Origin of the sequence: Flavobacterium sp. UBA4197 (assembly GCF_002379575.1) — a bacterium.
Taxonomy (GTDB): Bacteria; Bacteroidota; Bacteroidia; order Flavobacteriales; family Flavobacteriaceae; genus Flavobacterium; species Flavobacterium inviolabile.
The window spans coordinates 138,154-162,179 of the sequence record NZ_DFUB01000032.1; the positions used below are offsets into that span (position 1 = coordinate 138,154).

Annotated in this window: 17 protein-coding genes; 5 read left to right on the plus strand and 12 right to left on the minus strand. The window is 37.1% G+C overall.

Annotation, left to right across the window (positions count from 1 at the left end; translation table 11 throughout):
- Positions 1-20: 20 nt before the first annotated feature.
- Together B3394_RS16530 and B3394_RS16535 are read right to left on the minus strand one after the other, a co-directional pair.
- Entirely contained in the window at positions 21-2,114 is a 2,094-nt protein-coding gene (locus B3394_RS16530) for a S41 family peptidase (RefSeq protein ID WP_286927325.1), read from the minus strand.
- Between the two features lie 22 nt (positions 2,115-2,136).
- Positions 2,137-5,931: a leucine-rich repeat domain-containing protein gene (locus B3394_RS16535; protein WP_286927327.1), complete on the minus strand. Its 3,795-nt coding sequence runs from the start codon at positions 5,929-5,931 to the stop codon at positions 2,137-2,139.
- A gap of 106 nt (positions 5,932-6,037) precedes the next feature.
- Here B3394_RS16535 and B3394_RS16540 point away from each other — a divergent pair, with 106 nt between their 5' ends.
- The 4 genes from B3394_RS16540 (at position 6,038) to B3394_RS16555 (ending at position 11,004) form a co-directional block, all read left to right on the plus strand.
- A complete protein-coding gene (locus B3394_RS16540; RefSeq protein WP_286927329.1) occupies positions 6,038-6,778 on the plus strand; it encodes an MBL fold metallo-hydrolase in 741 nt (246 codons plus the stop codon).
- Positions 6,779-6,859: 81 nt separating this feature from the next.
- On the plus strand, positions 6,860-8,962 hold the full coding sequence (gene recG, locus B3394_RS16545; protein WP_286927331.1) for an ATP-dependent DNA helicase RecG: 2,103 nt from the start codon (positions 6,860-6,862) through the stop codon (positions 8,960-8,962).
- Positions 8,963-9,111: 149 nt separating this feature from the next.
- On the plus strand, positions 9,112-9,975 hold the full coding sequence (locus B3394_RS16550; protein WP_177734667.1) for a bestrophin family protein: 864 nt from the start codon (positions 9,112-9,114) through the stop codon (positions 9,973-9,975).
- 105 nt (positions 9,976-10,080) lie between these two features.
- The gene (locus B3394_RS16555) at positions 10,081-11,004 is read left to right on the plus strand and encodes an AraC family transcriptional regulator (RefSeq protein ID WP_286927348.1); all 924 of its coding nucleotides are present in this window, start codon (positions 10,081-10,083) and stop codon (positions 11,002-11,004) included.
- On the opposite strand, the gene B3394_RS16560 is transcribed toward B3394_RS16555, so the two are convergent.
- Together B3394_RS16560 and B3394_RS16565 are read right to left on the minus strand one after the other, a co-directional pair.
- On the minus strand, positions 11,001-11,375 hold the full coding sequence (locus tag B3394_RS16560; RefSeq protein WP_286927349.1) for a DUF779 domain-containing protein: 375 nt from the start codon (positions 11,373-11,375) through the stop codon (positions 11,001-11,003). The two genes, B3394_RS16555 and B3394_RS16560, sit on opposite strands and share 4 nt — an antisense overlap.
- 74 nt (positions 11,376-11,449) lie before the next feature.
- Positions 11,450-12,955, minus strand: coding sequence for an aldehyde dehydrogenase family protein (locus tag B3394_RS16565; RefSeq protein WP_286927350.1), 1,506 nt, complete (start codon positions 12,953-12,955; stop codon positions 11,450-11,452).
- A gap of 253 nt (positions 12,956-13,208) precedes the next feature.
- On the opposite strand from B3394_RS16565, the gene pheT reads away from it, so the two are divergent.
- Positions 13,209-15,635 carry a phenylalanine--tRNA ligase subunit beta gene (pheT, locus tag B3394_RS16570; RefSeq protein WP_286927351.1) on the plus strand — a complete coding sequence of 809 codons (2,427 nt, stop codon included), beginning with the start codon at positions 13,209-13,211 and terminating at the stop codon, positions 15,633-15,635.
- Between the two features lie 72 nt (positions 15,636-15,707).
- Here pheT and B3394_RS16575 read toward each other — a convergent pair whose 3' ends face one another.
- From B3394_RS16575 to porQ, 8 genes are all read right to left on the minus strand, one after another.
- Positions 15,708-16,388 (minus strand): HAD family hydrolase, encoded by a 681-nt coding sequence (locus tag B3394_RS16575; protein WP_286927352.1) that lies wholly within the window; start codon positions 16,386-16,388, stop codon positions 15,708-15,710.
- 139 nt (positions 16,389-16,527) lie between these two features.
- Complete coding sequence (locus tag B3394_RS16580) at positions 16,528-17,025, minus strand: HAD domain-containing protein (protein WP_286927354.1); 498 nt, start codon at positions 17,023-17,025, stop codon at positions 16,528-16,530.
- Positions 17,026-17,047: 22 nt separating this feature from the next.
- Positions 17,048-17,455 (minus strand): hypothetical protein, encoded by a 408-nt coding sequence (locus B3394_RS16585; protein ID WP_286927355.1) that lies wholly within the window; start codon positions 17,453-17,455, stop codon positions 17,048-17,050.
- Between the two features lie 449 nt (positions 17,456-17,904).
- Entirely contained in the window at positions 17,905-18,471 is a 567-nt protein-coding gene (locus B3394_RS16590) for a fasciclin domain-containing protein (RefSeq protein ID WP_273246668.1), read from the minus strand.
- Positions 18,472-18,706: 235 nt separating this feature from the next.
- The gene (rpsA, locus tag B3394_RS16595; RefSeq protein WP_177734674.1) at positions 18,707-20,470 is read right to left on the minus strand and encodes a 30S ribosomal protein S1; all 1,764 of its coding nucleotides are present in this window, start codon (positions 20,468-20,470) and stop codon (positions 18,707-18,709) included.
- Between the two features lie 305 nt (positions 20,471-20,775).
- A complete protein-coding gene (locus B3394_RS16600; RefSeq protein ID WP_286927357.1) occupies positions 20,776-22,152 on the minus strand; it encodes a nucleoside permease in 1,377 nt (458 codons plus the stop codon).
- 129 nt (positions 22,153-22,281) lie between these two features.
- Positions 22,282-22,971, minus strand: a complete 690-nt coding sequence (gene cmk / locus B3394_RS16605; protein ID WP_273246669.1) for a (d)CMP kinase — start codon at positions 22,969-22,971, stop codon at positions 22,282-22,284.
- 12 nt (positions 22,972-22,983) lie between these two features.
- The gene (gene porQ, locus B3394_RS16610; RefSeq protein ID WP_177734677.1) at positions 22,984-24,003 is read right to left on the minus strand and encodes a type IX secretion system protein PorQ; all 1,020 of its coding nucleotides are present in this window, start codon (positions 24,001-24,003) and stop codon (positions 22,984-22,986) included.
- Between the last annotated feature and the right edge of the window lie 23 nt (positions 24,004-24,026).

Genomic DNA, 24,026 nt, shown 5'->3' on the forward strand with positions numbered 1-24,026 from the left:
TTCTATGGCTAAAAAGCTTTTTATTTTGCTGATGCTACATACCGGAGTGCTCTTTCCAGTACCTCATCTTTATCGTTCATGAGTCCGTTTCGGGTAGGTTTTACTTCCACATCCGGAACGATACCAATTCGCTGGGTTTCCCTTTGGTCAGGATAATAAACACCCAATCCGGTAATCATGGTTTTAAAATTTCCGGGCAGGTCAATTTCAGAAACATTGCCATCGGCACCGGCTGTCTGGCTTCCAAATACTTTGGCATTTGGCGCCACCTGCAAGGCCATAGTTGTATATTCGGCATTACTCTGGGTGGTTTCGTTAACCAGTATCGCGATCCTTCCTTTATAATAATCCGGATTTTCACGTCCCACCTGCAAGGCTTTGTCGCTCATTTTAAAGCTTCCCGGATTTTCAAGTGATCCGGCGGCAAATTTGACAAAATCGGTTGGTTTTGGCATTAAATAACCGCCCAGGCTAAACACTATAAAATCGGACGGATAGCATCTTAAATCAATAACAAGTCCTTTTGTTGTCTTGAATTTTTCCATGATGCCGATGATTTCTCCTCTCTGAAGGGCACCCGGATAAATATAACCGATGTTTCCTTCCAGCATTTTATGCGATGGTGTATCGTCTGCAAAAAACTGTACCTCCTTTAAAGGCTGACAGGCAATTTTTTTAATTTCATCTTTTTTACCGTTGTTTACCGTCACACTGATGCTCGCTGCATTCGTACGCAGTAATTTACGGCTTATATCCCTGATTTCGGTTGCTTTATTGGAAGTTGCCAGGTATTGTTTTTTATCATCTATTACTTTTTGAACGGGAACTCCGTTAATTTTAGTAATGATATCCCCTACTTTCAGGTTGGTCGTTTTCCCAATTCCGTTTAACAAACGGGTTACCACTATTTTGCCTTCAATCGCTTTTAATTCAACCGGAGCAATGTTGGCCCCGAAAAAATTCTCAACCGCTTTACCAGCCGAAAAGACAAAACCATGGGAATCCTGAATTTCACTAACCAGCTGCATCATCGTGAGCTTATAGGTCAATTCGTCCTGGGCCGCTAAAACTTTAGGAATGTATTTTTTAAGTACGCTGTCCCAATTCTTTTCGATCAGGTGCTTGTACGGGAAGTAATACTCAATCATGTTCCAGTAACGGAAAAGTGCCAACAGTTTGTAGCCGTCGTCCGCCCATTTCATATCCGGATACGCTGCTTCATTTTTAAAGACAGGGTTATCCGCCTGTCCGAAGCCCAGGTAATAGCTTCGCTTGATTTTTCCCGGTTCCAATTTCCCGAAAGAAGCAATCCAGGCTTCTTTGTCTGTTGCAAATTTTGGCGATTTCACTATCGGAAGTGCTCTGAAAAGCGCATAATCCATATTGTACTTCCCGGCAGCGATTTCCGGGTGATGGTATTTTAAATAGCCCCATGTTTTTCCCAGTTCATACAGGTTATCCAGTTGTTGCGGCGTGGGTTTATTTATTGTAAAACCGGAGCCTGCGGCAAATTCCGTTATATCGTTGTCTGCCGGGTAACTAATGGTTTCAATTCTTTTCCCATCGACGGTTATTACAAAATCGTCAAGCCAGATCTGTCCTTTTCCGGAAAGGAGTGCGCCCACATAAATCGTACTGGCATCCGGATGGTTCGGTACGGCGATGGAGTATTTTTTCCAGTCGTTTGTTCCGGCTATCCCCTCTTTCTCCATGTTTTCAAAGGCAACAATGCTTCCGTTTTTATCCAGACGGATAAATAAACCGGCAAAACCTTCCACATTATCCGTCTTCATATAGCCTTCCAGCCTGATCTCTTTCCCTTCATAACTGTCCGGTAACGTGGTGACCAGCACTCCATAAGGGTTTCCACCTTCGGTTGCCTGGATTTTTACAGCATGCTTCCCGGAATAAACAACGACCGTGTCTTTCCCTATTTTATAATTTTCCCAGACATTCCATCCTGCAGGCAGCTGTTCGTTCTTTTCATACTGTTCAAAATCAAAATTAAATTTTGGTTTAACCGACTGCGCGTTTATTGTGTTTAAAAAAAAGACCACGCCTATAACAAACTGTATTTTTATTTTTTTTATAGAAAAACATTTTATTAGTTTCATATAGATAATTTTATTTGACAATCTACTTAGAATTTTTATCAACCAAACCATTTACAATTCGTTCATAAATTTTAAGTACATTATTTGGCAGCTTTCTAACATCATTAAACCAATCTTCTCCTTCTGGTTGTTCTTCTTTTTCTATTATTAATTTTAGGCATTCTATAACAATATACCAAGCCATATTTCTATTATCAAAATCGCTTATAGGTTTAGCCATATAAGGTAAAGCTGTAAACTCTCCTAAATCATTTACATTTGTATTCCAATTACAATAATCAAGTATAATAGGTACTATTTTTAAAGATTTATCTTTATTATACCTTTCAAATGCTTTGGCTATTTCATATTTATGGATATAATCTGTCCGCATTAAATTAGGACTAATCATAAAACAAATAATATCTGATTCATCAAAGTTCTTTTGAATATCATTATCCCACTCTCCTCCTGCCATTAATTCAGTGCAATACCACGAACTTATTTTATTATCTAACTTCAACGCTGATAAATGATTCTGGAACTCGTTTACTAAAACAAGATCCTGTTTAGAATATGATATAAATATTTTCTTCATCTTATTTAGCTGTTTATTTGTAAAGTTTTTAAAATTGTAAATAGGTATATTTTTACGAATCTCAAAATTCAAATCTATAATACACTCTTCAGTATTTTCTTCGTTAATATTTTTCTTTTTTTCCTTTTTATAAGAACCAATTAATTTATCATTTTCATTCTTAAAAATATCACCCCCTCTAACGAACCATTCGTTATCTATTGATAAATACAAATCATCTGGTAACATATCTATTATATTCATAAAACTATCTGTATCTAATTTTCTTGATATAGTTCTATCTACTTCATTTTTATTTTCTAAATCAAATTCATTGAATTCTAACAATGGTATATCATTATAAATTGCTATTATGCAGTTAAAAATGTATTTTTTTATTAGCTCTTGAGTTCTTATTTCTTTAGTAAGAAATTGAAAGTATACCTCAATTATTAAATTAGAGAAGTCCAATTTAATAAGGCATTTTGTTATTCCTCTAAATGTAAAAATCAATTGGTCTCTCCAAAAAAATTTACTATCGGGATTATCTCCAAAATGACATATCAACTGGTTAACAATTCCAAATGGTATAAAATTTTCAAATTTTAAAACATATGTAGGATTACCTAATCCAAATGTTAAAATATCGTATTCGTTTTTAGAATTAGAAGCATCTGACAACTTTAAAAAGCTAGGAACAAAATACCTTTCATGTGATGAATCATAAAAAATGACTTGCTGTATTGTTAATAATTCTAGTAACTTTTCGTCATTCCCTATAATCTTTTTCAACTCATTCTTTTCAATAATTCCATTTTTTAAAATTTCTTTTTTTAAAATTTTCTCATGTATATATTTTGTTAATAAAACTGGATTTAGCCAAACTATGTCTTTTAATTCACTAATGTGCTTGTAGTAAAGTATTAAACCTTGGCTATTTAACTGATCCAAATCATCTCTTAAATAATTCAGAATATCATCCTGCTTCTCACTATCTAATCTACCTCTTTTATATTCATTCAATAAATCATGAATGGATATAGCCTCTTTCTTTTTATAGTTTAAAATATAACTTAAGAAATCTTTATACCATATTGGCTGTTTAATTTTTTTCCTTTCTTTTTCAATTATAGCTCTTAATGTTCTTTCTAAATAATCTAAATTGATTTTATATAATTCATTATTTTTAATAGCCATTTGATTTAAAGCTATATTAAATTCATTCATAATATCAATATCTTCCTTCAAGGATTCTCTTTTGAAATCACCTGAATCTGCATAGGTTTGCACTAACAATATAATATCTTCTTTTATATGGCTATTTCTTAAATTCATTTGGTTATAATAATATTTCAACTGATATAACCAATATTTTTTACTGAAATCTCTGGTGTATTTTCCACTATCTTCTCTTCTGATAGAATTACGATTAGTTTTATTATTCCATAACAATAAATTGATAGCTCCATTAGTCAAAAATGCTTTATAAATACCATGGTAATAATCCTGTCCTCCAAAATCGAAATAAATTATTTCAGGCAGAACATTACTTTTTGACAGCTTTGGGAATTTCTCAATTCTTATAATATGGGTACTATCATTTCTGTCAATAATTTCTTTTTTCTTTTTTGGTGATAATAAATAATCTAACAAGGTTGATTTTCCCGTTAAATGATTGCCTAATAACAAAACTTTTACTGGTAATATATAGTCCCCTAATTCTTCAGATTCCATCTTACTAAAGTAATTCATTAAACTAATAGAGTGATTTTTATATTTTTCCAGTTTCCAATTTTGTTGCTCAACTATAGGATTGTTATTTATTATAATTTTTACTTCTTTTGAAACCAATTCACTCAATATAGATATATCATTCAAATTGTTTGAGTGTAAGTCGATTAGCCGTATTGATTTTAAATTCTTAATAAAATCTAATGCAGATATTCTGTTGTTACTAACATTTAGTGCTATCAGTTTTTCAAGACTTTGATAAGACGGAAATTTAACAATCTTATTATTATTTACATATAGTTCTGTTAAGTTTGATAGCTTTGTTAAACAACTAATATCCTCAATTTGATTGTTACTTACATTTAAAATTTCTAACTTTTTTAAAGTTTTAAGATTATCTATATTTTTTATTCTCCAGGGCTCCCGCCTTAATGTATAATTCCAAGAACCACCAACAATCAGTTTTTTCAAATTCTTAAGCTTAGATATTTCCTTTGGAATTTCAAATATATTATTGTGAGCATTATCATTGTTACCTGAATACTTTTTCACCCATTCACTATCTTTAAACTCAGCCCATTCATTACTTAAAATAAGTTCTTCAATATGAGTACAACTGTATAATTCAGGTATCAAATCCAAATCAGTAATACCAATACTTCCTAAATCTAAAATATTTGTTCTATTTTCTATACAATGTTTTATTATTCCTTCAGCTCTATATCTTATATTTTCAAACCATATAAAACAGGCTTCATCTGTCAATCCATTAAATTGTATGTAAGGATAATGGATTGGATTATCATCAAAAAAATAAAAAAATAAAGGCTCTTTATTTATTTTTTTATTTTCTATATTGTGTTTTATCAAAGGATAAATTGGTGATAAATCAAAAATAGAGTTTGATGAAAAATGAATTGTTTTAATATTTCGTAAGTTTTTTAGAGCAGATATATCATCAATTTTATTGTAGGAAAAATCAAGAAATTCTAATTGAGTAAACTTAGAGATTACAGAGACATCATCAATATAATTATGTCCAGCTTCTATCCTTTTTAATTTAGTTAAGCCTTTTATTCCTAAAATACTTCTTAATTGATTACTTCTAACATTTAAATATTCTATATCAGACAATCTTAATTCTGCTATATCATCAATATTATTATTCTCTAATGAAAGATATTTTATCTTAACTAAATTATTAGTACTATCATCTATACTCTTAAGTAAATTACTATCTAAGCTTAAATAAAGTAATTCTGATAATTCTTTTAACAAACTAATATCTGTAATGCTATTGTTTGATAAATTTAACGCTATTAGATTTTTGAAATCTTTAATAAAATCCAAATCTTTAATATTGTTACTCACTAAATTTAAACTAACAACCTGGTTGTCAAAATCAACAGAAAATGTATTTCTATCTGTTTCATAAAAACTAGCATTGAAATTATCTTCATAAAAATTACGCTCAAAAAGATTTTCTCCTAATATTTCTTCTAATTTTTTTATTACAGCAGGTTTTTTCATAACTTAATGTTTCAACAATATTAAATATATCTATTTTGAAACACAACATTTAAATTATTTTTATAATCACATTTTCTATCACAATAAATTTGACATTACATAAAAAATGAAAATAGCCCCGTTACAAGAAGGAAAATTCAATGTTGAAGCAGGAAAAACCTTTATCCCTTATGGCAATCTGACCAATCCTAAAGGTATGCTGCTGTCCATTCAGCCTTTTTTAATACAGACAAAAACGGAAGTTATCCTGCTGGATACCGGTTTGGGATTTTCCGTTGACGGCCGGTTACAGCTGTTTACCGCTCTGGCAAAAGAAGGTATCGCACCGGAACAGGTTACGCATGTGCTGCTGTCCCATTTGCATAAAGATCATACCGGCGGCATGGGGACTTTCCTGGCTGACGGTTCTTTTCAGTTCCATTTTCCGAATGCTGTTTATTACCTGCAGGTACGGGAATTGCGTTATGCCTTATCCGAAAAACACCAACCTTCCTTTGAACCGAAACTGCTGGAAGCACTAAAACAGCATCCGCAGCTGGTTATGCAAACGGAAGACGAGGGTTTTATTACCGATACGATCCGTTTTACCGTTTGCGGCGGCCACACTCCCTACCATCAGGTGTTTTGGGTTACGGAAGACGGTGAAACCGCTTTTTACGGCGGCGACAATTTACCGCAGCTCACTTATTTACAGCATCATATAGCCTATAAAACGGATTTTGACGGCAAAGCCGCGATGGAATGGCGTAAAAAATGGGAGGTTCAGGCAAAAAATGAAAACTGGACCATCCTGTTATACCACGATAACGAGATACCGGTATTGCGGTTTAAAGCCGAAATGTTTTAAAAGTTTTTTGGTTTCGGGGTTTTCAAATTTCCTAATTTACCGCTATCTTCGTAAAGTGCTTTTACAAACACAAATTCCCGGATGAATAATCTTCTTGAAACTCCTATAGAATACCTGAAAGGCGTTGGTCCGCAACGTGGCGAATTGCTGCGTAAAGAACTCAGCATTCACCGCTATGGAGACCTGATCAACCTGTATCCGAATCGTTATATCGACCGCACGCGTTATTACAAGATCAACGAGCTGCAAAACAACAATTCGGAAGTACAGATCATCGGGAAAGTGATCCATATCAAAACCGTGGAGCAAAAACGCGGAAAGCGCCTGGTTGCTACTTTTGTGGACGATACCGGAGAAATGGAACTGGTTTGGTTCCAGGGACAGAAATGGATACGGGAAAGTTTAAAGCTCAATGTTGTTTATGTGATATTCGGAAAGGTAACGGCTTTTAACGGTATGTTCAATATGGCACATCCGGAAATGGAGTTACTGGCCGAACACGAAAAAAGCCTGCGCTCGGCAATGCAGTCGGTTTATCCGTCTACCGAAAAGCTGACTCAAAAGGGGATTACCAACAAAGCGGTAAACCGGATGATGCAACAGCTTTTTGTTGAAACACAAGCCTTGTTTAAAGAGCCGCTTCCTGCCTATCTGGTGGAAGAGTTAAAGCTGATCCCGAAAAATGCGGCGCTTTTTAACATCCACTTTCCAAAAAGCCAGGACCTGCTGGCCAAGGCGCAGTTCCGGCTGAAGTTTGAGGAGTTATTTTTTATCCAGCTGCAGCTGATTACCAAGAATCTTATCCGCAAGCACAAAATCAAAGGACATCCTTTTGATAAAGTGGGCGATTATTTTACAACGTTTTACAGCCATCATCTGCCTTTTGACCTGACAAATGCCCAGAAAAAGGTGTTGAAGGAAATCCGGAACGATCTGGGCAGCAATGCGCAGATGAACCGCCTGCTACAGGGCGATGTCGGCTCGGGTAAAACCATCGTGGCTTTAATGAGTATGCTGCTGGCACTGGACAACGGTTTTCAGGCCTGTTTAATGGCACCTACGGAAATTTTAGCCAATCAGCATTATTTAGGGATACGGGAACTGGCACAGGGACTGGACATTAACATCCGGATATTAACCGGTTCCACCAAGACCGCCGACAGACGCATCATTCACGAGGAACTGGAAAACGGCAGCCTGCACATTATTATCGGTACGCATGCCTTACTGGAAGATAAAGTGAAATTTCACAATTTAGGACTGGCAATAATTGACGAACAACACCGTTTTGGTGTGGAGCAACGCTCAAAACTTTGGAAAAAGAACGAGGTACCGCCCCATGTTTTGGTCATGACGGCAACACCGATTCCGCGTACCCTGGCCATGAGCCTGTATGGTGATCTTGATATTTCTGTTATTGACGAACTTCCGCCGGGCAGAAAACCGATACAGACCGTACACCGTTATGACAGCAACCGCCTGAAAGTATGGAAGTTTTTAAAAGATGAGATAGCAAAAGGACGGCAGATATATATTGTTTATCCGCTGATCCAGGAAAGCGAAAAAATGGATTACAAGGACCTGATGGATGGTTATGAGGGTATTTCCCGCGATTTTCCGCTGCCGCAATACAGCGTGAGCATCGTGCACGGGCAAATGAAGCCTTCGGAAAAAGATGCCGAAATGGAGCGTTTTGCTTCCGGAAAAACCAACATCATGGTTGCCACCACGGTTATTGAAGTGGGTGTGAATGTTCCCAATGCGAGTGTTATGATCATTGAAAGTGCCGAACGTTTCGGGTTGTCGCAGCTGCACCAGCTTCGCGGTCGCGTGGGACGTGGTGCCGAACAGAGTTATTGCATACTGATGACCGGACACAAGCTGAGCAACGATACCAAGATCAGGATTGAAACCATGTGCCGTACGAACGACGGTTTTGAAATTTCGGAAGTGGATCTTAAACTGCGCGGTCCGGGCGATATTATGGGCACGCAGCAAAGCGGTGTACTGAATTTACAGATAGCCGATCTGGTAAAGGATCGCGAGATTCTGCAATTGGCACGTCACCATGCCATCCGGCTGTTAAAGGACGATGCTTCAATGACCAAACCGGAACACCTGGCTTTACGGCAGGCTTTTATTGAAATCTCGAAGAAAAAGAATATCTGGAATTATATTAGTTAGAAGGATGATTTTTGATATATGAAGTATGATATACAAGGGATGATTTTTGAGATCTGATATTTGTGATTTTACTTTAAATAATGCATTATAACTAATTACTATTCAAATACTATAAAATAACAAAACAAACAATATAAAAACTCAGCAGTATGGTTGCTTACAATCCCAAGGACTGGATTACTTTTATTTTTCGTTTTCACAAAGCGGATACCTTTCGTCAGTTAATCCCGATGATGATTACCATTGGTGTTTATTCTGCCGGAATCGGATATCTGGAAATGGAATACTGGAAGTTATCCGAGCAGAGTCATGTTAAGAATATCACCATCATGCACGGTATGCTGGGTTTTGTGATTTCCTTGTTACTGGCCTATCGCACGAACACTGCTTATGACCGCTGGTGGGAAGGGCGTAAATTATGGGGCGGATTAGTGAATAACAGCCGTAATTTGTCTATTAAGCTGGCCGCCATGCTAAAAGACGAAAGGGACCGTATGTATTTCAGAACAATGATTCCCGGCTATGCATCCATCTTAAACCGTCATTTAAAGAATACGAATACTAGCAAACAGCTTTCGGAGGATTTTGATATCAGCCTGGATCACAACAAGCACAAACCGAATCAGGTAGCCCGAATGATGTTCAACAAAATCAACGAGTTGTACGAATCCAAAAAGATAACCGGCGACCAGCTTATCATTATCAATAGCGAAATACAGTCGTTTACCGAGATCTGCGGTGCCTGCGAACGTATTAAAAACACACCTATTCCCTATTCGTACAGTGCTTTTATCAAGAAGTTCATTTTCTTTTATGTCATGACACTTCCTTTTGGCTACGTATTCAGCCTGGGTTACTATGTGGTTCCGGTGGTTGTTTTTATTTTCTATGTTTTAGCGAGTCTGGAACTGATTGCCGAAGAGATCGAAGATCCTTTCGGAGATGATGCCAACGATTTACCGACCGAACGCATGGCGAGCAATATCAAAATACACGTGGAAGAACTACTCTGACCGAACGTTAATTTTATCTTATTGAGGTTCGCACTTCAGTAATTTTCACTAAATTTAGTAGCCTGTATTTTCAGGCTGCTTTTTTTTAATTTGAAGTTACAAATCATGAGCTTATCCAAATCATTGCTAACGGCACCTGTTTTATCCAACGAAAAGTCACTGAAGACTTTAGTTGAAAACAGAACTATTTATTCGCTGAACAATTGCGAGTTAAATATTTTTGAAACCTATCAGACTTCCGACCTGGTTCCGCTAAAGTTTAATGATCTGGTGGTTACCAGTATGCTGAGAGGCAAAAAGATCATGCATTTGTTTGATGAGCCGGGTTTTGAATATGTACCGGGTGAAACCGTTGTTATTCCGGCGAATGTGGAAATGAAAATTGATTTTCCGGAAGCTTCCCGAAACAATCCCACGCAATGCCTTGCCCTGGCAATTGACCATATCAAAATAAAGGAAACGCTTCATTTTTTAAACGAGCGTTATCCCAAAGAAGGCAACGGCAATTTCTGGAAACTGGATTATGAGAATTATTTCTTTTACAACAATATCGAATTAGCGACCACAATTAACAAACTGGTTAAAGAATGCATGAGCGATTCGATAACCAAAGATGCTTTAGCCGACCTGACGTTACAGGAATTACTGGTTCGCATCATACAGACACAAACAATAAAAGCAATTGATACCAATGTTTTTCCGGACAAAAACAGTCCGATTATCCCCGTGGTGGAATACATCCGAAAAAATATCCGCGAGAACATCAGCTTAAAAGAGCTGAGCGATAAAGCCTGCATGAGCACTACTTCCTTTTACCGTTTCTTTAAGCGGGAATTAGGTATGAGCCCTATTGAGTTTATCCTGAATGAAAAAATCAAACAGGCCAAACAGTTGCTAAAAAACCCAACCATCCAGGTAAACGAAGTTTGTTTTCAGTCCGGTTTTGAAGATTGCAATTACTTTATCCGGTTGTTTAAAAAATACGAAGGCATTACGCCTAAGCAGTACCAGCTGCTTTACATCAATTAATCTTCCTTATAGCGCAAAGGTTCCAGATCGCCCCGTTCTGCTTCGGTAAATAACCGGGAATGGATGATAAACCGTTTGCCATACGGGATTTCCAACGAAAAACTGGCCCCTCTGCCGGTCACTACATCCAGCGTTAAATGCGTGTGCTGCCAGTATTCAAACTGGTCTTTGCTCATCCAGAATTCACAGCCTTCAATCACACCAAGGCATACATCGCTATATCCCAGCTGAAATTCTCCTTTTGGAAAACACATGGGCTGCGAGCCGTCGCAACAGCCGCCGCTCTGATGGAACATCAATTCGCCGTTCCGTTCTTTTAACTGATCTATTAAAGCTATTGCTTCATTGGTTACTGCTACCCGTGCTGTCATACTTTTAAAATTTAAAAACCTAACAGGGCAGTTACCCTGTTAGGTTTCATTGAGGTACTTGTTTTTGAAAAAAATTAAAAGAATCCTAGTTTCTTTTTGTCATACGAAATGAGCATATTTTTGGTATTTCGATAATGTTCAAGCATCATTTTATGGTTTTCCCTTCCAAAACCTGATTTTTTATACCCGCCAAACGGTGCATGCGCCGGATAGGCATGGTAATTATTCACCCAGACTCTTCCTGCCTGGATAGCTCTCGGCACCTGGTATAATTCATGGGCATCACGGGTCCATACTCCGGCACCCAATCCATATAAAGTATCGTTTGCAATCGCAATAGCGTCTTCTACTGTTTTAAAAGTGGTTACACACACTACCGGTCCGAATATTTCTTCCTGGAAAATCCTCATTTTATTAGTGCCTTTAAATACCGTAGGCTCGATATAATAACCACCGGATAATTCTCCTTCCAAACGGTTGATGTTCCCGCCTACCAACACTTCCGCACCTTCTTCTTTTCCGATTTTCAGGTAGGACTGGATTTTTTCGTATTGGTCATTCGATGCCTGCGCGCCCATCATGACAGTTTTATCCAACGGATGTCCGATCTTTATTGCTTTTACTCTTTCGACAACCCGTGTTATAAATTTGTCGTAAATATCTTCCTGTACCAGTATTCTTGACGGACAGGTACAGATTTCACCCTGATTTAACGCAAACATTACTGCTCCTTCAATCGCTTTATCAAAGAATTCATCATCGGCATCCGCTACGGATTTAAAGAAGATATTCGGGGATTTCCCACCCAGTTCCATCGTGGACGGAATAATATTTTCTGCTGCATACTGCATGATCAATCTACCGGTTGTGGTTTCCCCGGTAAAGGATACTTTGGCAATTTTAGGCGATGTTGCCAGCGGTTTTCCGGCTTCAATACCAAATCCGTTTACAATATTGATTACTCCCGGCGGCACTACATCTTTAATTAAATCCATTAATATCAAAATGGAAACCGGTGTCTGTTCGGCTGCTTTTACTACGGTACAGTTTCCTGCCGCAATAGCCGGTGCTATTTTCCAGGTAGCCATCAGCAACGGGAAATTCCACGGGATAATCTGCCCTACGACACCTAAAGGTTCGTGCAGGCAGATACTCACGGTATTGGAATCATGTTCGGCAATGGTTCCTTCTTCGGCACGAATCACCCCGGCAAAATAGCGGAAATGATCAATACAAAGCGGCAAATCGGCAGCCAGGGTTTCGCGTACCGCTTTTCCGTTATCGATAGTTTCCACTGTTGCCAGGTATTCCAGATTTGCTTCCATGACATCAGCAATCTTATTCAGCACCAGACTTCTGTATGCCGGAGATGATTTTCCCCAGGTTTTAAAAGCTTCATGCGCGGCATCAAGTGCCAGATCAACATCTTCTTTTGTGGAACGGGCGGCTTTTGCAAATACTTTCCCGTCTATTGGTGATACATTTTCAAAATACTCTCCCTTAACCGGAGGCACAAACTTCCCTCCTATAAAATTATCATACTTTTCTTTAAATTGGGGTCTTTGAAATACATTGCTCATAATAATTGTTTTTTGCGTTTATTCAAATTTACCGCCAATGCCAACAGTAAAATAGCATAATTCCTTCAATCAATAGCATATTTTTTACACCTGTAAAATTTTAAGTTTATTTTATTAAGATTTCCTTATTAATTCTGTTATTTCGTTACACAATTATAAATAAGCAAAAGGCATTTCTTTCTGTAAAAAAGGCAAACTTTTCTTTATTCTACGCCTTACAATACTTATATTTGCATCCTTAAAATTTACTACAATGCGTATATCATACAACTGGTTAAAACAATTCATAAAATTAGATTGGAATTCGGAAGACACTGCTGCCTTACTGACTGATTTAGGTCTGGAAGTGGAAGGTGTTGATAAGTATGAAAGTTTAAAAGGCGGACTTGAAGGCGTTGTGATTGGTCATGTATTGACCTGTGTACAACATCCTAATGCCGACCGATTACGAATTACTACTGTTGATCTGGGTGAAGGTGCTCCTGTTCAGATTGTATGTGGTGCTCCAAATGTAGCGGCAGGACAAAAAGTTGCCGTAGCGACCATTGGTACAAAATTATACGACAAAGAAGGCGTTGCTTTTGAAATTAAAAAAGGGAAAATCCGCGGAGAGGAAAGCCACGGAATGATCTGTGCTGAAGACGAATTAGGTCTTGGTGAAGGTCATGACGGTATTATGGTTCTGGCCGATGATTTAAAACCCGGAACACCGGCGTCCAAAGTTTTCAATATTGAAACAGACGAAGTATTCGAAATCGGATTGACACCAAACCGTGCCGATGCGATGAGCCATCTGGGTGTTGCCAGAGATTTAAGAGCCGGATTGATTCAGAAGAATATTACGCATTCAGAATTAATCACTCCTTCTGTGAGTAAGTTTAAAGTTGAAAAACGTACGCTAAAAATCGACATTAAAGTTGAAGACAATAAGCTTGCGCCAAGATATTGCGGGGTTACCATTTCGGGCATTACCGTAAAATCGTCTCCGGCCTGGCTGCAAAACCGTTTAAAAGCAATTGGTTTAACACCAAAGAACAATATTGTTGACGTTACCAATTATGTATTGCATGAATTAGGACAACCGTTGCACGCTTTTGATGCTGCTAAAATTAAAGGTGGTAAAGTTGCTGTAAAAACTGTTCCTGCCGGAACCAAGTTTGTGACGCTTGACGATGTGGAAAGAACATTACATGAAGAGGATTTAATGATTTGTGACGACAACGGCCCGATGTGTATTGCCGGTGTTTTTGGCGGAAAAAATTCGGGTGTAACAGAGAACACAACGGCTATTTTCCTTGAAAGTGCTTACTTTAATCCGATCGCTGTTCGTAAAACGGCAAAACGTCATTCTTTAAGCACAGACGCTTCTTTCCGTTTCGAAAGAGGTATTGACCCGACGATCACGGAATATGCTTTAAAACGCGCTGCTTTACTGATCCAGGAAGTAGCCGGCGGTGAAATCACTTCGGATGTTATTGACCTGTATCCGAAAAAAATAGAGGATTTCTCCGTTTTACTGAATTTCAGAAATGTAACCAAAATTATCGGACAGGAATTATCCAATGAAACCATTAAGAAAATCCTTGTTTCGCTTGATATCAAAGTAAACAGCGTTTCCGATGCAGGATTGGGATTAACCATTCCGGCTTATCGTGTAGACGTTCAGCGTGAAATTGACGTTATTGAAGAGATCTTACGCGTTTACGGGTATAACAATATCAATTTTACACAAAAATTAAACGCTTCGATTTCAAATTCGTCCCGTACGGAGGATTATAAGATCCAGAACATTGTTGCCAACCAGCTGGTTTCACAAGGTTTTAATGAAATGATGGCGAACTCGCTTACTTCTCCGGAATATGTAAAATTATCCGAGAAGCTAAAAGAGGAATTCAACGTGTTAATGCTTAACCCGCTTAGTAACGATCTATCCGCAATGCGTCAGTCGTTACTGTTCAGCGGTCTTGAAGCGATTTCTTTTAACATCAACAGAAAACGCAGCGATTTACGTTTATTTGAATTTGGAAAAAGCTATCACAAGCTTCCTTCCGGATATGAAGAAAACAAACACTTAACGCTTTTTGTAACCGGAAACCGTTTGATGGAAAGCTGGACAACTGCCCAGAAACCATCGGATTTCTTCTCTTTTAAAAGTTATGTAACAGCGATATTATCCCGTTTGGGCATTGATAAAACGGCTACACAACCATTAGACAATGATGTATTTGCAGAAGGAACGGCTTTATCTGTAGGAAAAGATATTGTTGTGGAATTGGGTACGGTTAAAAAATCGATTTTAAAACATTTCGACATCAAACAGGAAGTATTATTCGCCGATTTTAACTGGAGTGCTATTTTAAAATTGCTTTCTACAAAAATCAAATTTGTGGAAATCCCGAAATACCCGGAAGTACGCAGGGATTTAGCCTTATTGATTGACAATACCGTTGCTTTCGATCAGATTTTTGCTATTGCCAAACAAACGGAAAAAAGCTTGTTAAAAGATGTCAACCTTTTTGACGTGTATGAAGGCAGTAATTTACCGGAAGGTAAAAAATCATACGCCGTGAGCTTTACCATTCAGGACAATTCCAAAACCTTAACAGATGTTCAGATCGACAAGATCATGCAGAAATTGCAGGCTAATTTTGAAAAAGAACTAGGCGCTACATTGCGATAATACAACCTCACTATAAACAGAAAGTCCCGGAAAACCGGGACTTTTTTTATTGCTGACACTTTACAAATTTCTTTATAAAGTACTTTTTAGCGGTAGAATATCCGAAAGCCGGGCAACAATTTTTTTATACGGATACTGATGAAAGTCTTCCTTTGCTGTCATTCCGGTGGTAACACCTACAAAATCCACTCCGGCTGCCTGCGCTGCTTTGGCATCGATTATATTGTCGCCGAAATACAACGTTTGCTCCGGAACGGCATTGAGCCGTTTCATAGCTGTTAAAAGCCCTTCCGGGTCGGGTTTTGCCCATTTTACATCTTCCATACCAATAACAATATCAAACAGTGTTTCCACCTGGTTTTTCACGATGGATTCGTTGATAATATAGCGCTGTTTGGTCGAGATAATTCCCGTTTGCCGCTGACAATCTTTCAGCCGGGTTAGAAAAGGAATGGCATCCGAATAGAAAAAGGTATTATCCGACATGATTCCGTCTGCCTCTTCAATGTATTCCTGCTTCAAACGCATAAGCGTTTCTTTTTCCTGAATACCCGTCAATACAGCAAACGAATCTTCCAGTGTCATTCCGATGGTCCTTTTAATAACTTCATCGGTTATGCCGGTCCAGCCGTGACGGTTTAAAACAATGTGAAAACAACTTACGATTCCTTTTGAAGCATCGGCTAAAGTGTAATCAAAATCAAATAAAAAAGTGGTGTAGTTTTGATGAAAATCAAATTCTGATAAAATCATTTTATGCAATTTAGAAGTGATTGCACACAAATATACAATTCCTTTCGTTTTACCGCCCTATCCCCAAAAGAGATTAACACAACTTTATTCTTTAAAAATAAAGCAATCACAAAAAGTTACACTTACTAATCAAGAAGATTCAATCTCTTTCAAAAAATGACTGGCAATCAAAAAAATCTTCTTTACCTAAAATCTTCTTTAAATCTACAGAATTATTTAATCCTGTGTAAGGATTTGTAAGCACCAATCTCTTTTTTAAGTTTTCCGGGAGCCCATTCAAAGATTTATCATCATCAATAATTATGATGTCTTCAGAATGTAAATTACGTTTATGCACCCAATTTACAATTTCTGTTTTCCTTGTGTTTTTATTATGAAGTGGTAAATTTAAAATAGAAATATTATCAGTATGCACACCTCTTGTCTTAAAAATTCTTTTCCATTCACTTATAGTAAATCGAAACCTATGAGAGGTGGATAAAATTAATTCATCATCATCTCCATTAGCATGAATAACAGAATTTAGAATCTGTACAGCGATAATATTGAACCTGTAAAATCCATCATTATCAAACTCCACCTTTTGGTGTGGATTTGCATGAACCATTACCCCATCTATGTCTAAAAAAATTTTCATAATTCAATTATGTACGATTACACTACTCACTATCCTCATAAGTTGAAAGAAAATCATCATTACAAAATTTTCGATAGGCCGGGTTATTAAAATCCCAGTCTTCATTTGTATCTATTATTATTTCATTAAAATTTATCGGTTCATCTGAAAAAGACCGATTAGCCTTAACTATTTCAAAATCTATACCAGCCATTTTGTAAGCAATATATCTATGGTTTCCATCAACTACTAATTCATCATTACTCACCCTAATTGCTCCAAATCTATAACCTAATAAAACTCTTCTATATATACGCTGAATTATTGCAAAACATAATTTCTTATGAGTTGTTAAATAATCATGGTTTGTATTTTTAACAAAATGATTAAGTTTTTCAATATCAAGTAAATTATCCACACTTTTGTTTTCTTCTTTTAAATTTTCACACACATACTTTTTTTAAAGTTTAGTTATAAAACAAAAATACAATTAATTACCTATCAACCAATTAAGCAGTCGAAAATTATGCCAAATTTACAATAAATTCTGTTAAATAAAAAAATATTAAGTTTGCTCATTCTTCATATTAAATATCAATACTTTCAACAATAACCCATCAAACCCTGACAACTTTTATTCTTAGAGCACTAATCATTAATCCTAATATAATGATACATTCTCATTATTTTACACATTGATAAAGGAACCCTTTCTATTTCTTCACCTAAAAACTTTTATAATTACTTAAATTAAAGAATATAATTCTCTGTTAAACTTAGATCCATTAACACCTCTGTTTATTTAAAAGAACTTTTTAAGCTATATTATCATTTATTCAGTCACCAAAAATAAAAAGCCACATCAAACGATATGGCTTTTTACAACAATCAAAAAAAACATTATGATTTAGGCAGTAAAACGGTATCTACTACGTGAATCACGCCATTCGACTGGTTCACATCGGCAATGGTTACTTTTGCACTGTTTCCGCTTTCGTCTGTTATATACAGATCTTTCCCTTTCATCCAGGCTGTCAGCGTACCACCGCTAACGGTTTTCAACGTTGCTTTACCTTTTCCTTTTTTGATGGCTTTATCAATATCCACTGCATTCATTTTACCGGCAACCACGTGATAGGTCAGAATCGTTTGTAATTGTTTTTTGTTTTCCGGTTTTAATAAGGTTTCAACGGTTCCTTTTGGTAATTTATCAAATGCTTTATTGGTTGGGGCAAAAACGGTGAAAGGTCCTGTAGATTGTAATGTTTCCACTAATCCTGCTGCTTTTACGGCAGCTACTAAAGTGGTATGATCTTTTGAGTTAACAGCATTTTCTACAATATTTTTAGAAGGGTACATTGGGGCACCGCCAACGGTTACTGTTTTTTCTTTTTGTGCAAAGGAAGCAGTTCCTAAAAATAACGCACACGCAATAAATGCAACGGATAAGATTTTTGAAGTTTTCATAAATGGTATAATTTTTATTGTTTATACAGTCATTTACGCAACAAACTTCATCCTGGTTTTTAAAAAGTAAAAAAAATAGGCACTAATTTTCCAGCGGCTTGTTATTCCACAAGAAATCAGCAGATTGCCGGCAATATTTTTTTTTAATTACAGGCACTATTAAACAAACCCGAAGCAGTTATAACAAAAAAAGTCCCGGTTGCCCGGGACTTTAAAATATATGCTGAATCAGGGATTACTCTCCTTTTTCCATTTTAGCTTTTAATTCTGCTAATGCATCGATATCACCTAAAGTAGTTTTTTCACTATTGTTAGTTGATGTTACGTTAGCTTCAGCAGCTTTCACATTTTTCTCTTCTTCTTCACGGAAGATAGCAGTGTGAGAAGCAACTACTCTTTTGAATTCTTTGTTGAATTCAATTACTTTGAAATCAGCTGTATCACCTTTTTTCAATTTTTTCCCGTCTTCTTTTTCTAAGTGACGAGTTGGAATGAAAGCAACGATATCATCACCAAATTCAACTGTAGCACCTTTGTCAACGATTTCAGAAATTGTTCCGCTGTGGATAGTTCCTACTGCGAAAGCATCTTCATACTGATCCCAAGGGTTAGCTGTAGTTTGTTTGTGACCTAATGATAATTTACGACCATCAACATCTAATTCTAATACTACAACATCTAATTTGTCACCTACGTTAACAAATTCTGATGGGTGTTTGATTTTCTTAGTCCAAGATAAATCAGAGATATACACTAATCCGTCGATTCCTTCTTCTAACTCAACGAAAATACCGAAGTTAGTAAAGTTTCTAACGATTCCTGTGTGTTTAGAACCTACAGGGTATTTAGAAGTGATATCAGTCCAAGGATCTTGCGTTAATTGCTTGATACCTAAAGACATTTTTCTGTCTTCTCTGTCTAATGTTAAGATTACAGCTTCTACCTCATCTCCAACTTTCACGAAGTCCTGAGCTGAACGTAAGTGTGTAGACCATGACATTTCAGAAACGTGGATTAAACCTTCAACACCTTCTGCAACTTCGATAAATGCACCGTAATCAGCGATTACAACTACTTTACCTTTAACTTTATCACCAACAGCAAGTTTAGCATCTAAAGCATCCCATGGGTGAGCGTTTAATTGTTTTAAACCTAATTGAATTCTTGTTTTCTCATCATCGAAATCAAGGATTACAACGTTTAATTTCTGGTCTAACTCAAGAACTTCACTTGGGTGGTTGATACGGCTCCAAGATAAGTCAGTAATGTGGATTAATCCATCTACACCACCTAAGTCAATGAACACACCATAAGAAGTAATGTTTTTAACAACACCTTCTAATACTTGTCCTTTTTCTAATTGACCAATAATTTCTTTTTTCTGTACTTCGATATCCGCTTCGATAAGCGCTTTGTGAGAAACAACAACGTTTTTGAACTCATGGTTGATTTTAACAACTTTGAATTCCATAGTTTTGTTTACATACTGATCGTAATCACGGATAGGTTTAACATCGATTTGAGAACCTGGTAAGAAAGCTTCAATACCAAATACGTCAACGATCATACCACCTTTAGTTCTGCATTTCACGAAACCATTAACAATTTCTCCTGATTCATTTGCAGCGATAACTCTATCCCAAGCTTTGATTGTACGAGCTTTTTTGTGAGATAATACTAACTGACCTGATTTATCCTCACGAACGTCGATTAATACCTCTACTTTGTCTCCAACTTTTAAGTTTGGATTGTAACGGAATTCGTTTAATGAAATTACACCTTCTGATTTAGCGTTGATGTCAACGATAGCATCTCTTTCTGTAATTCTCACTACTACACCTTCTACTACTTCTTCAGCATCTGTAGAAATGAAAGTTTTTGCTACTAAATCTTCAAATTCTTGTAAGTTTTTCTCGTCAACAGCATCAATACCTTCTTCGAAGTTATGCCAGTTAAAATTCGCTAAAAACTCTTCTTGTGTTTTTAATTGTTCAGACATGTCTGATAAAAATTTGTATTCTGTATTTTCTCGAGTTTCTTAATGCGATAGAAAACAACAGAAGTGTTTTACATAAATAGTTGATACCTAAAGGAAACTCTTCTTCGCCAAAAGGTGTGCAAAGGTAATATTATTTTTTTGATTTACAAAGCTTTATTAAAAAAGATATCACACCTACTCTGCTGGATATGAGCCGTATGCCCAATGAGCGTTCCGTTGCTTTTATCCGGTATTGCCTTTTAAAATCCCGGTTCTTATCCGGCATAAAAAAACCGGTACACTTTCGCTACCGGTTTCTGTAAATATTAATGCGCAATGTTTTCAACATCCTTAGGATCATGCTTGTGCTTGAACATAATTGCAAAAGCAATCGCAATAATCAAAGCATAGGCCGCAAATGTAAGCCAGATGTTATGCCAGTCTTTCATAAAGATACCGCTGCTAAAAACGCCATCTGCCGAAATTTCAATGCCGTGATTTTTTATAAATTCCGTCATTAACGGATTTGTCGTTTCCGTCTGTAAATAAGTAGACAGTTCGGTTGTATTGTTGAATGATTTCGTAAAGTACTTATCAATTGCCCATCCGGAAGTAAAGCTTCCCAGTATAGCTCCGAAACCATTTGTCATCATCATGAACAATCCCTGAGCCGAAGAACGGTTTCTGGAATCGGTATTGGTTTCCACAAAAAGGGAACCGGAAATATTAAAGAAATCAAACGCCATTCCGTAAACAATACAGGACAGGATAATCATCCACAAACCGTTTACCGGATCACCAAAGGCAAACAGTCCGAAACGCAATACCCACGCCAGCATACTGATTAGCATTACCTGTTTGATACCAAAACGTTTTAAGAAGAACGGAATTGCCAGGATAAATAATGTTTCCGATATCTGGGAGATCGACATTATTATCGTAGAATATTTTACCACAAACGAATCGGCATATTTAGGGAAATGCTTGAATTCATCCAGATACACATCGCCATAAGCGTTTGTTAGCTGTAAAGCTCCTCCTAAAAACATGGAGAAAACAAAGAACAATGCCATTTTATAATTTCCAAACAGTTTGAATGCTTCCAATCCTAATGTTTCTGTAATAGACGCATTTTCACTTATTAATCGTTGCGGCTTGCATTTTGGTAAGGTAAAGGCATAAACTCCGAGGATCAAAGCGGCAATACCGGCAATGTAAAACTGGTAATCTGTAGCCTTATTTCCGGTTAAATTGGTAATCCACATGGCTACGATAAAGCCTATGGTTCCAAAAACACGGATAGGTGGAAAATCCTTAACAATATCACTGTTGTTTTGTTTTAAAGCGGTATAGGAAATGGAATTACTCAGGGAAATCGTAGGCATATAAAAGCACATTGCCAAAAGCATAATGTAAATAAACATTGTTGGTGTGCCTACCTGCGGCATATAGAATAAAACCGCAGCATACAGGATGTGCAGTATTCCGTATAGTTTTTCTGCATTTACCCATCTGTCGGCAATAATCCCCGTTAGTGTCGGCATAAACAAAGAAGCGATTCCCATAGTTCCGAAAACCAGTCCAAACTGGGTTCCTTCCCAGTTCTTAGTTCCAAACCAATAATTTGCAATAGTAATGAGCCATGCCCCCCAAACAAAAAATTGGAAGAAATTCATTAAGATGAGACGGTTCTTTATACTCATGTTATATGTTGTAATTAGGGTTATTTAATTTTAAAAAAGCTGGTAAAGCTATTAATAAAAAGAAGAAATCCAAAATAAAAAAAGTTATAAGACAAACTTCATTTATTTCGGATTATAATTTAAAGGTATTTATTGTGCTAATTTTTCTGCTACCAGTTTTAAAACCAGTTCGAACTGCTCTTCTCTGTTTAAATCAGAGTTGTCAATTTCAAAAGCATCGGCCGCTTTTACCAATGGCGAATCTTCTCTACTGGTATCAATCTGATCGCGTTCTGTTACATTCTGAAGTACTTCCTGGTAAGTTACCGACTGTCCTTTTCCGGTTAGTTCATCATAACGGCGCTGTGCTCTGGTTGCCGGACTTGCCGTCATAAAAATTTTCAGTTCCGCATTGGGGAACACGACGGTTCCGATATCTCTACCGTCCATTACTATCGCCTTGTTCTCCCCCATTTTTTGCTGTTGCTCCACCAATTTGGCTCTCACCTGTGAAATTTCGGCTATTTTGCTGACCTGGCGGGATACTTCAAGAGTTCTGATCTCTGTTTCTACATTTTTACCATTAAGGAACATTTCGGCAAAACCCAGATGGGCATTGAATTCAAAATGTAGTTCCACTTCCGGCAAAGCAGCAATAAGTTGTTCTTTATTGAAGTGATTTTCCGAAATTATATTTTGTTGCATGGCAAACAAGGTTACCGCTCTGTACATTGCTCCGGTATCGACATACACATATCCCAGCTCTTTTGCCAGTTGTTTTGCCAGTGTACTTTTTCCCGTCGATGAGAAGCCATCTATTGCTATGGTAATTTTTTTCAAAATGCTTGTATTTTATTGTAAATTAATCGTAAGTCCGAAAAGGCTGGTATTTCCTGCGGAAGTGTAGCGCGAGTAAGAATAGTCGAATTTAACGGTATTGAATCGAAGTCCGAATCCGGCAGAAATTCCGGCAAAGGTTCGCTGATCGGTAATGGACAGCTCTTCACCTCTTCTGAAGTTATAGCCCAAACGGAAATTAAGGCTTTTTCCGGGAAACAATTCTGCTCCGACAATAACGTGCCGCATCGCATTGTTTATAAAAGATACTTTTTCTTCTTTAACTTCTCCGTCAATGGTGTTTTCTGACCTGTTAGGGTTTGAGAAAGCAATATCCCACTGTTGTAAGTTTTCTAAGGTCAGGTGCCACCTGATGGGCACATTTGCCATTTCCTGTGAAATTCCGGCAATGATCTCTAACGGTAACTTTTCCTGCATTCCGGCATAGGTCGTGATTTGTGTTCCCACATTCCGAACGGCCAGTCCGATATTAATGTCGTTATCTTCATCTACATAAATAGCGCCGATATCTACCGCTGCTCCAAAAGAGTTATAGCTTTCCAGTGTGGAAGATATCAGTTTGGCACTGGCGCCCACATGTATGTCTGTCCACGGAATATTATAGGCATAGCCGAAAGAAAGTGCAATTTCACTTCCTGTAAAGTCATTGGTACGGGTTCCGCTTTCGTCATATCCTTCAAAGGTTCCGTAATTCACATAGTTAACGCCGGCATGGAAGGTCTGAACGTGCCGGTCCCAGGTATAGGCATAGGCAGCCGTACCATAGGTAACTTCTCCGTAATAGTTCCCGTAATTCACCGAAAGGTGATTATCCATTTCTACATTGATAGTCGCCGGATTGAAGATCGCCTGGTTAACGTCATTATCATATATCGTAACCGTTTTACCGCCCAAAGCCGCCTGACGCGGTGAGGTAACTAAATTCAGAAACTGATAGGTATATTTTCCTCCAATCTGCCCATACGAACAGGCACAGATGATAAGAAAAAAAGAAGTCAGTATTTTTTTTGACATTTTAAATGTTCGTTTCTGAATTA

Bases quoted from the DNA above. Each gene is read 5' to 3' on its own strand.
- B3394_RS16530 (WP_286927325.1), bottom strand. From the start codon at position 2,114: ATGAAACTAATAAAATGTTTTTCTATAAAAAAAATAAAAATACAGTTT.
- B3394_RS16535 (WP_286927327.1), bottom strand. From the start codon at position 5,931: ATGAAAAAACCTGCTGTAATAAAAAAATTAGAAGAAATATTAGGAGAA.
- B3394_RS16540 (WP_286927329.1), top strand. From the start codon at position 6,038: ATGAAAATAGCCCCGTTACAAGAAGGAAAATTCAATGTTGAAGCAGGA.
- recG (WP_286927331.1), top strand. From the start codon at position 6,860: ATGAATAATCTTCTTGAAACTCCTATAGAATACCTGAAAGGCGTTGGT.
- B3394_RS16550 (WP_177734667.1), top strand. From the start codon at position 9,112: ATGGTTGCTTACAATCCCAAGGACTGGATTACTTTTATTTTTCGTTTT.
- B3394_RS16555 (WP_286927348.1), top strand. From the start codon at position 10,081: ATGAGCTTATCCAAATCATTGCTAACGGCACCTGTTTTATCCAACGAA.
- B3394_RS16560 (WP_286927349.1), bottom strand. From the start codon at position 11,375: ATGACAGCACGGGTAGCAGTAACCAATGAAGCAATAGCTTTAATAGAT.
- B3394_RS16565 (WP_286927350.1), bottom strand. From the start codon at position 12,955: ATGAGCAATGTATTTCAAAGACCCCAATTTAAAGAAAAGTATGATAAT.
- pheT (WP_286927351.1), top strand. From the start codon at position 13,209: ATGCGTATATCATACAACTGGTTAAAACAATTCATAAAATTAGATTGG.
- B3394_RS16575 (WP_286927352.1), bottom strand. From the start codon at position 16,388: ATGATTTTATCAGAATTTGATTTTCATCAAAACTACACCACTTTTTTA.
- B3394_RS16580 (WP_286927354.1), bottom strand. From the start codon at position 17,025: ATGAAAATTTTTTTAGACATAGATGGGGTAATGGTTCATGCAAATCCA.
- B3394_RS16590 (WP_273246668.1), bottom strand. From the start codon at position 18,471: ATGAAAACTTCAAAAATCTTATCCGTTGCATTTATTGCGTGTGCGTTA.
- rpsA (WP_177734674.1), bottom strand. From the start codon at position 20,470: ATGTCTGAACAATTAAAAACACAAGAAGAGTTTTTAGCGAATTTTAAC.
- B3394_RS16600 (WP_286927357.1), bottom strand. From the start codon at position 22,152: ATGAGTATAAAGAACCGTCTCATCTTAATGAATTTCTTCCAATTTTTT.
- porQ (WP_177734677.1), bottom strand. From the start codon at position 24,003: ATGTCAAAAAAAATACTGACTTCTTTTTTTCTTATCATCTGTGCCTGT.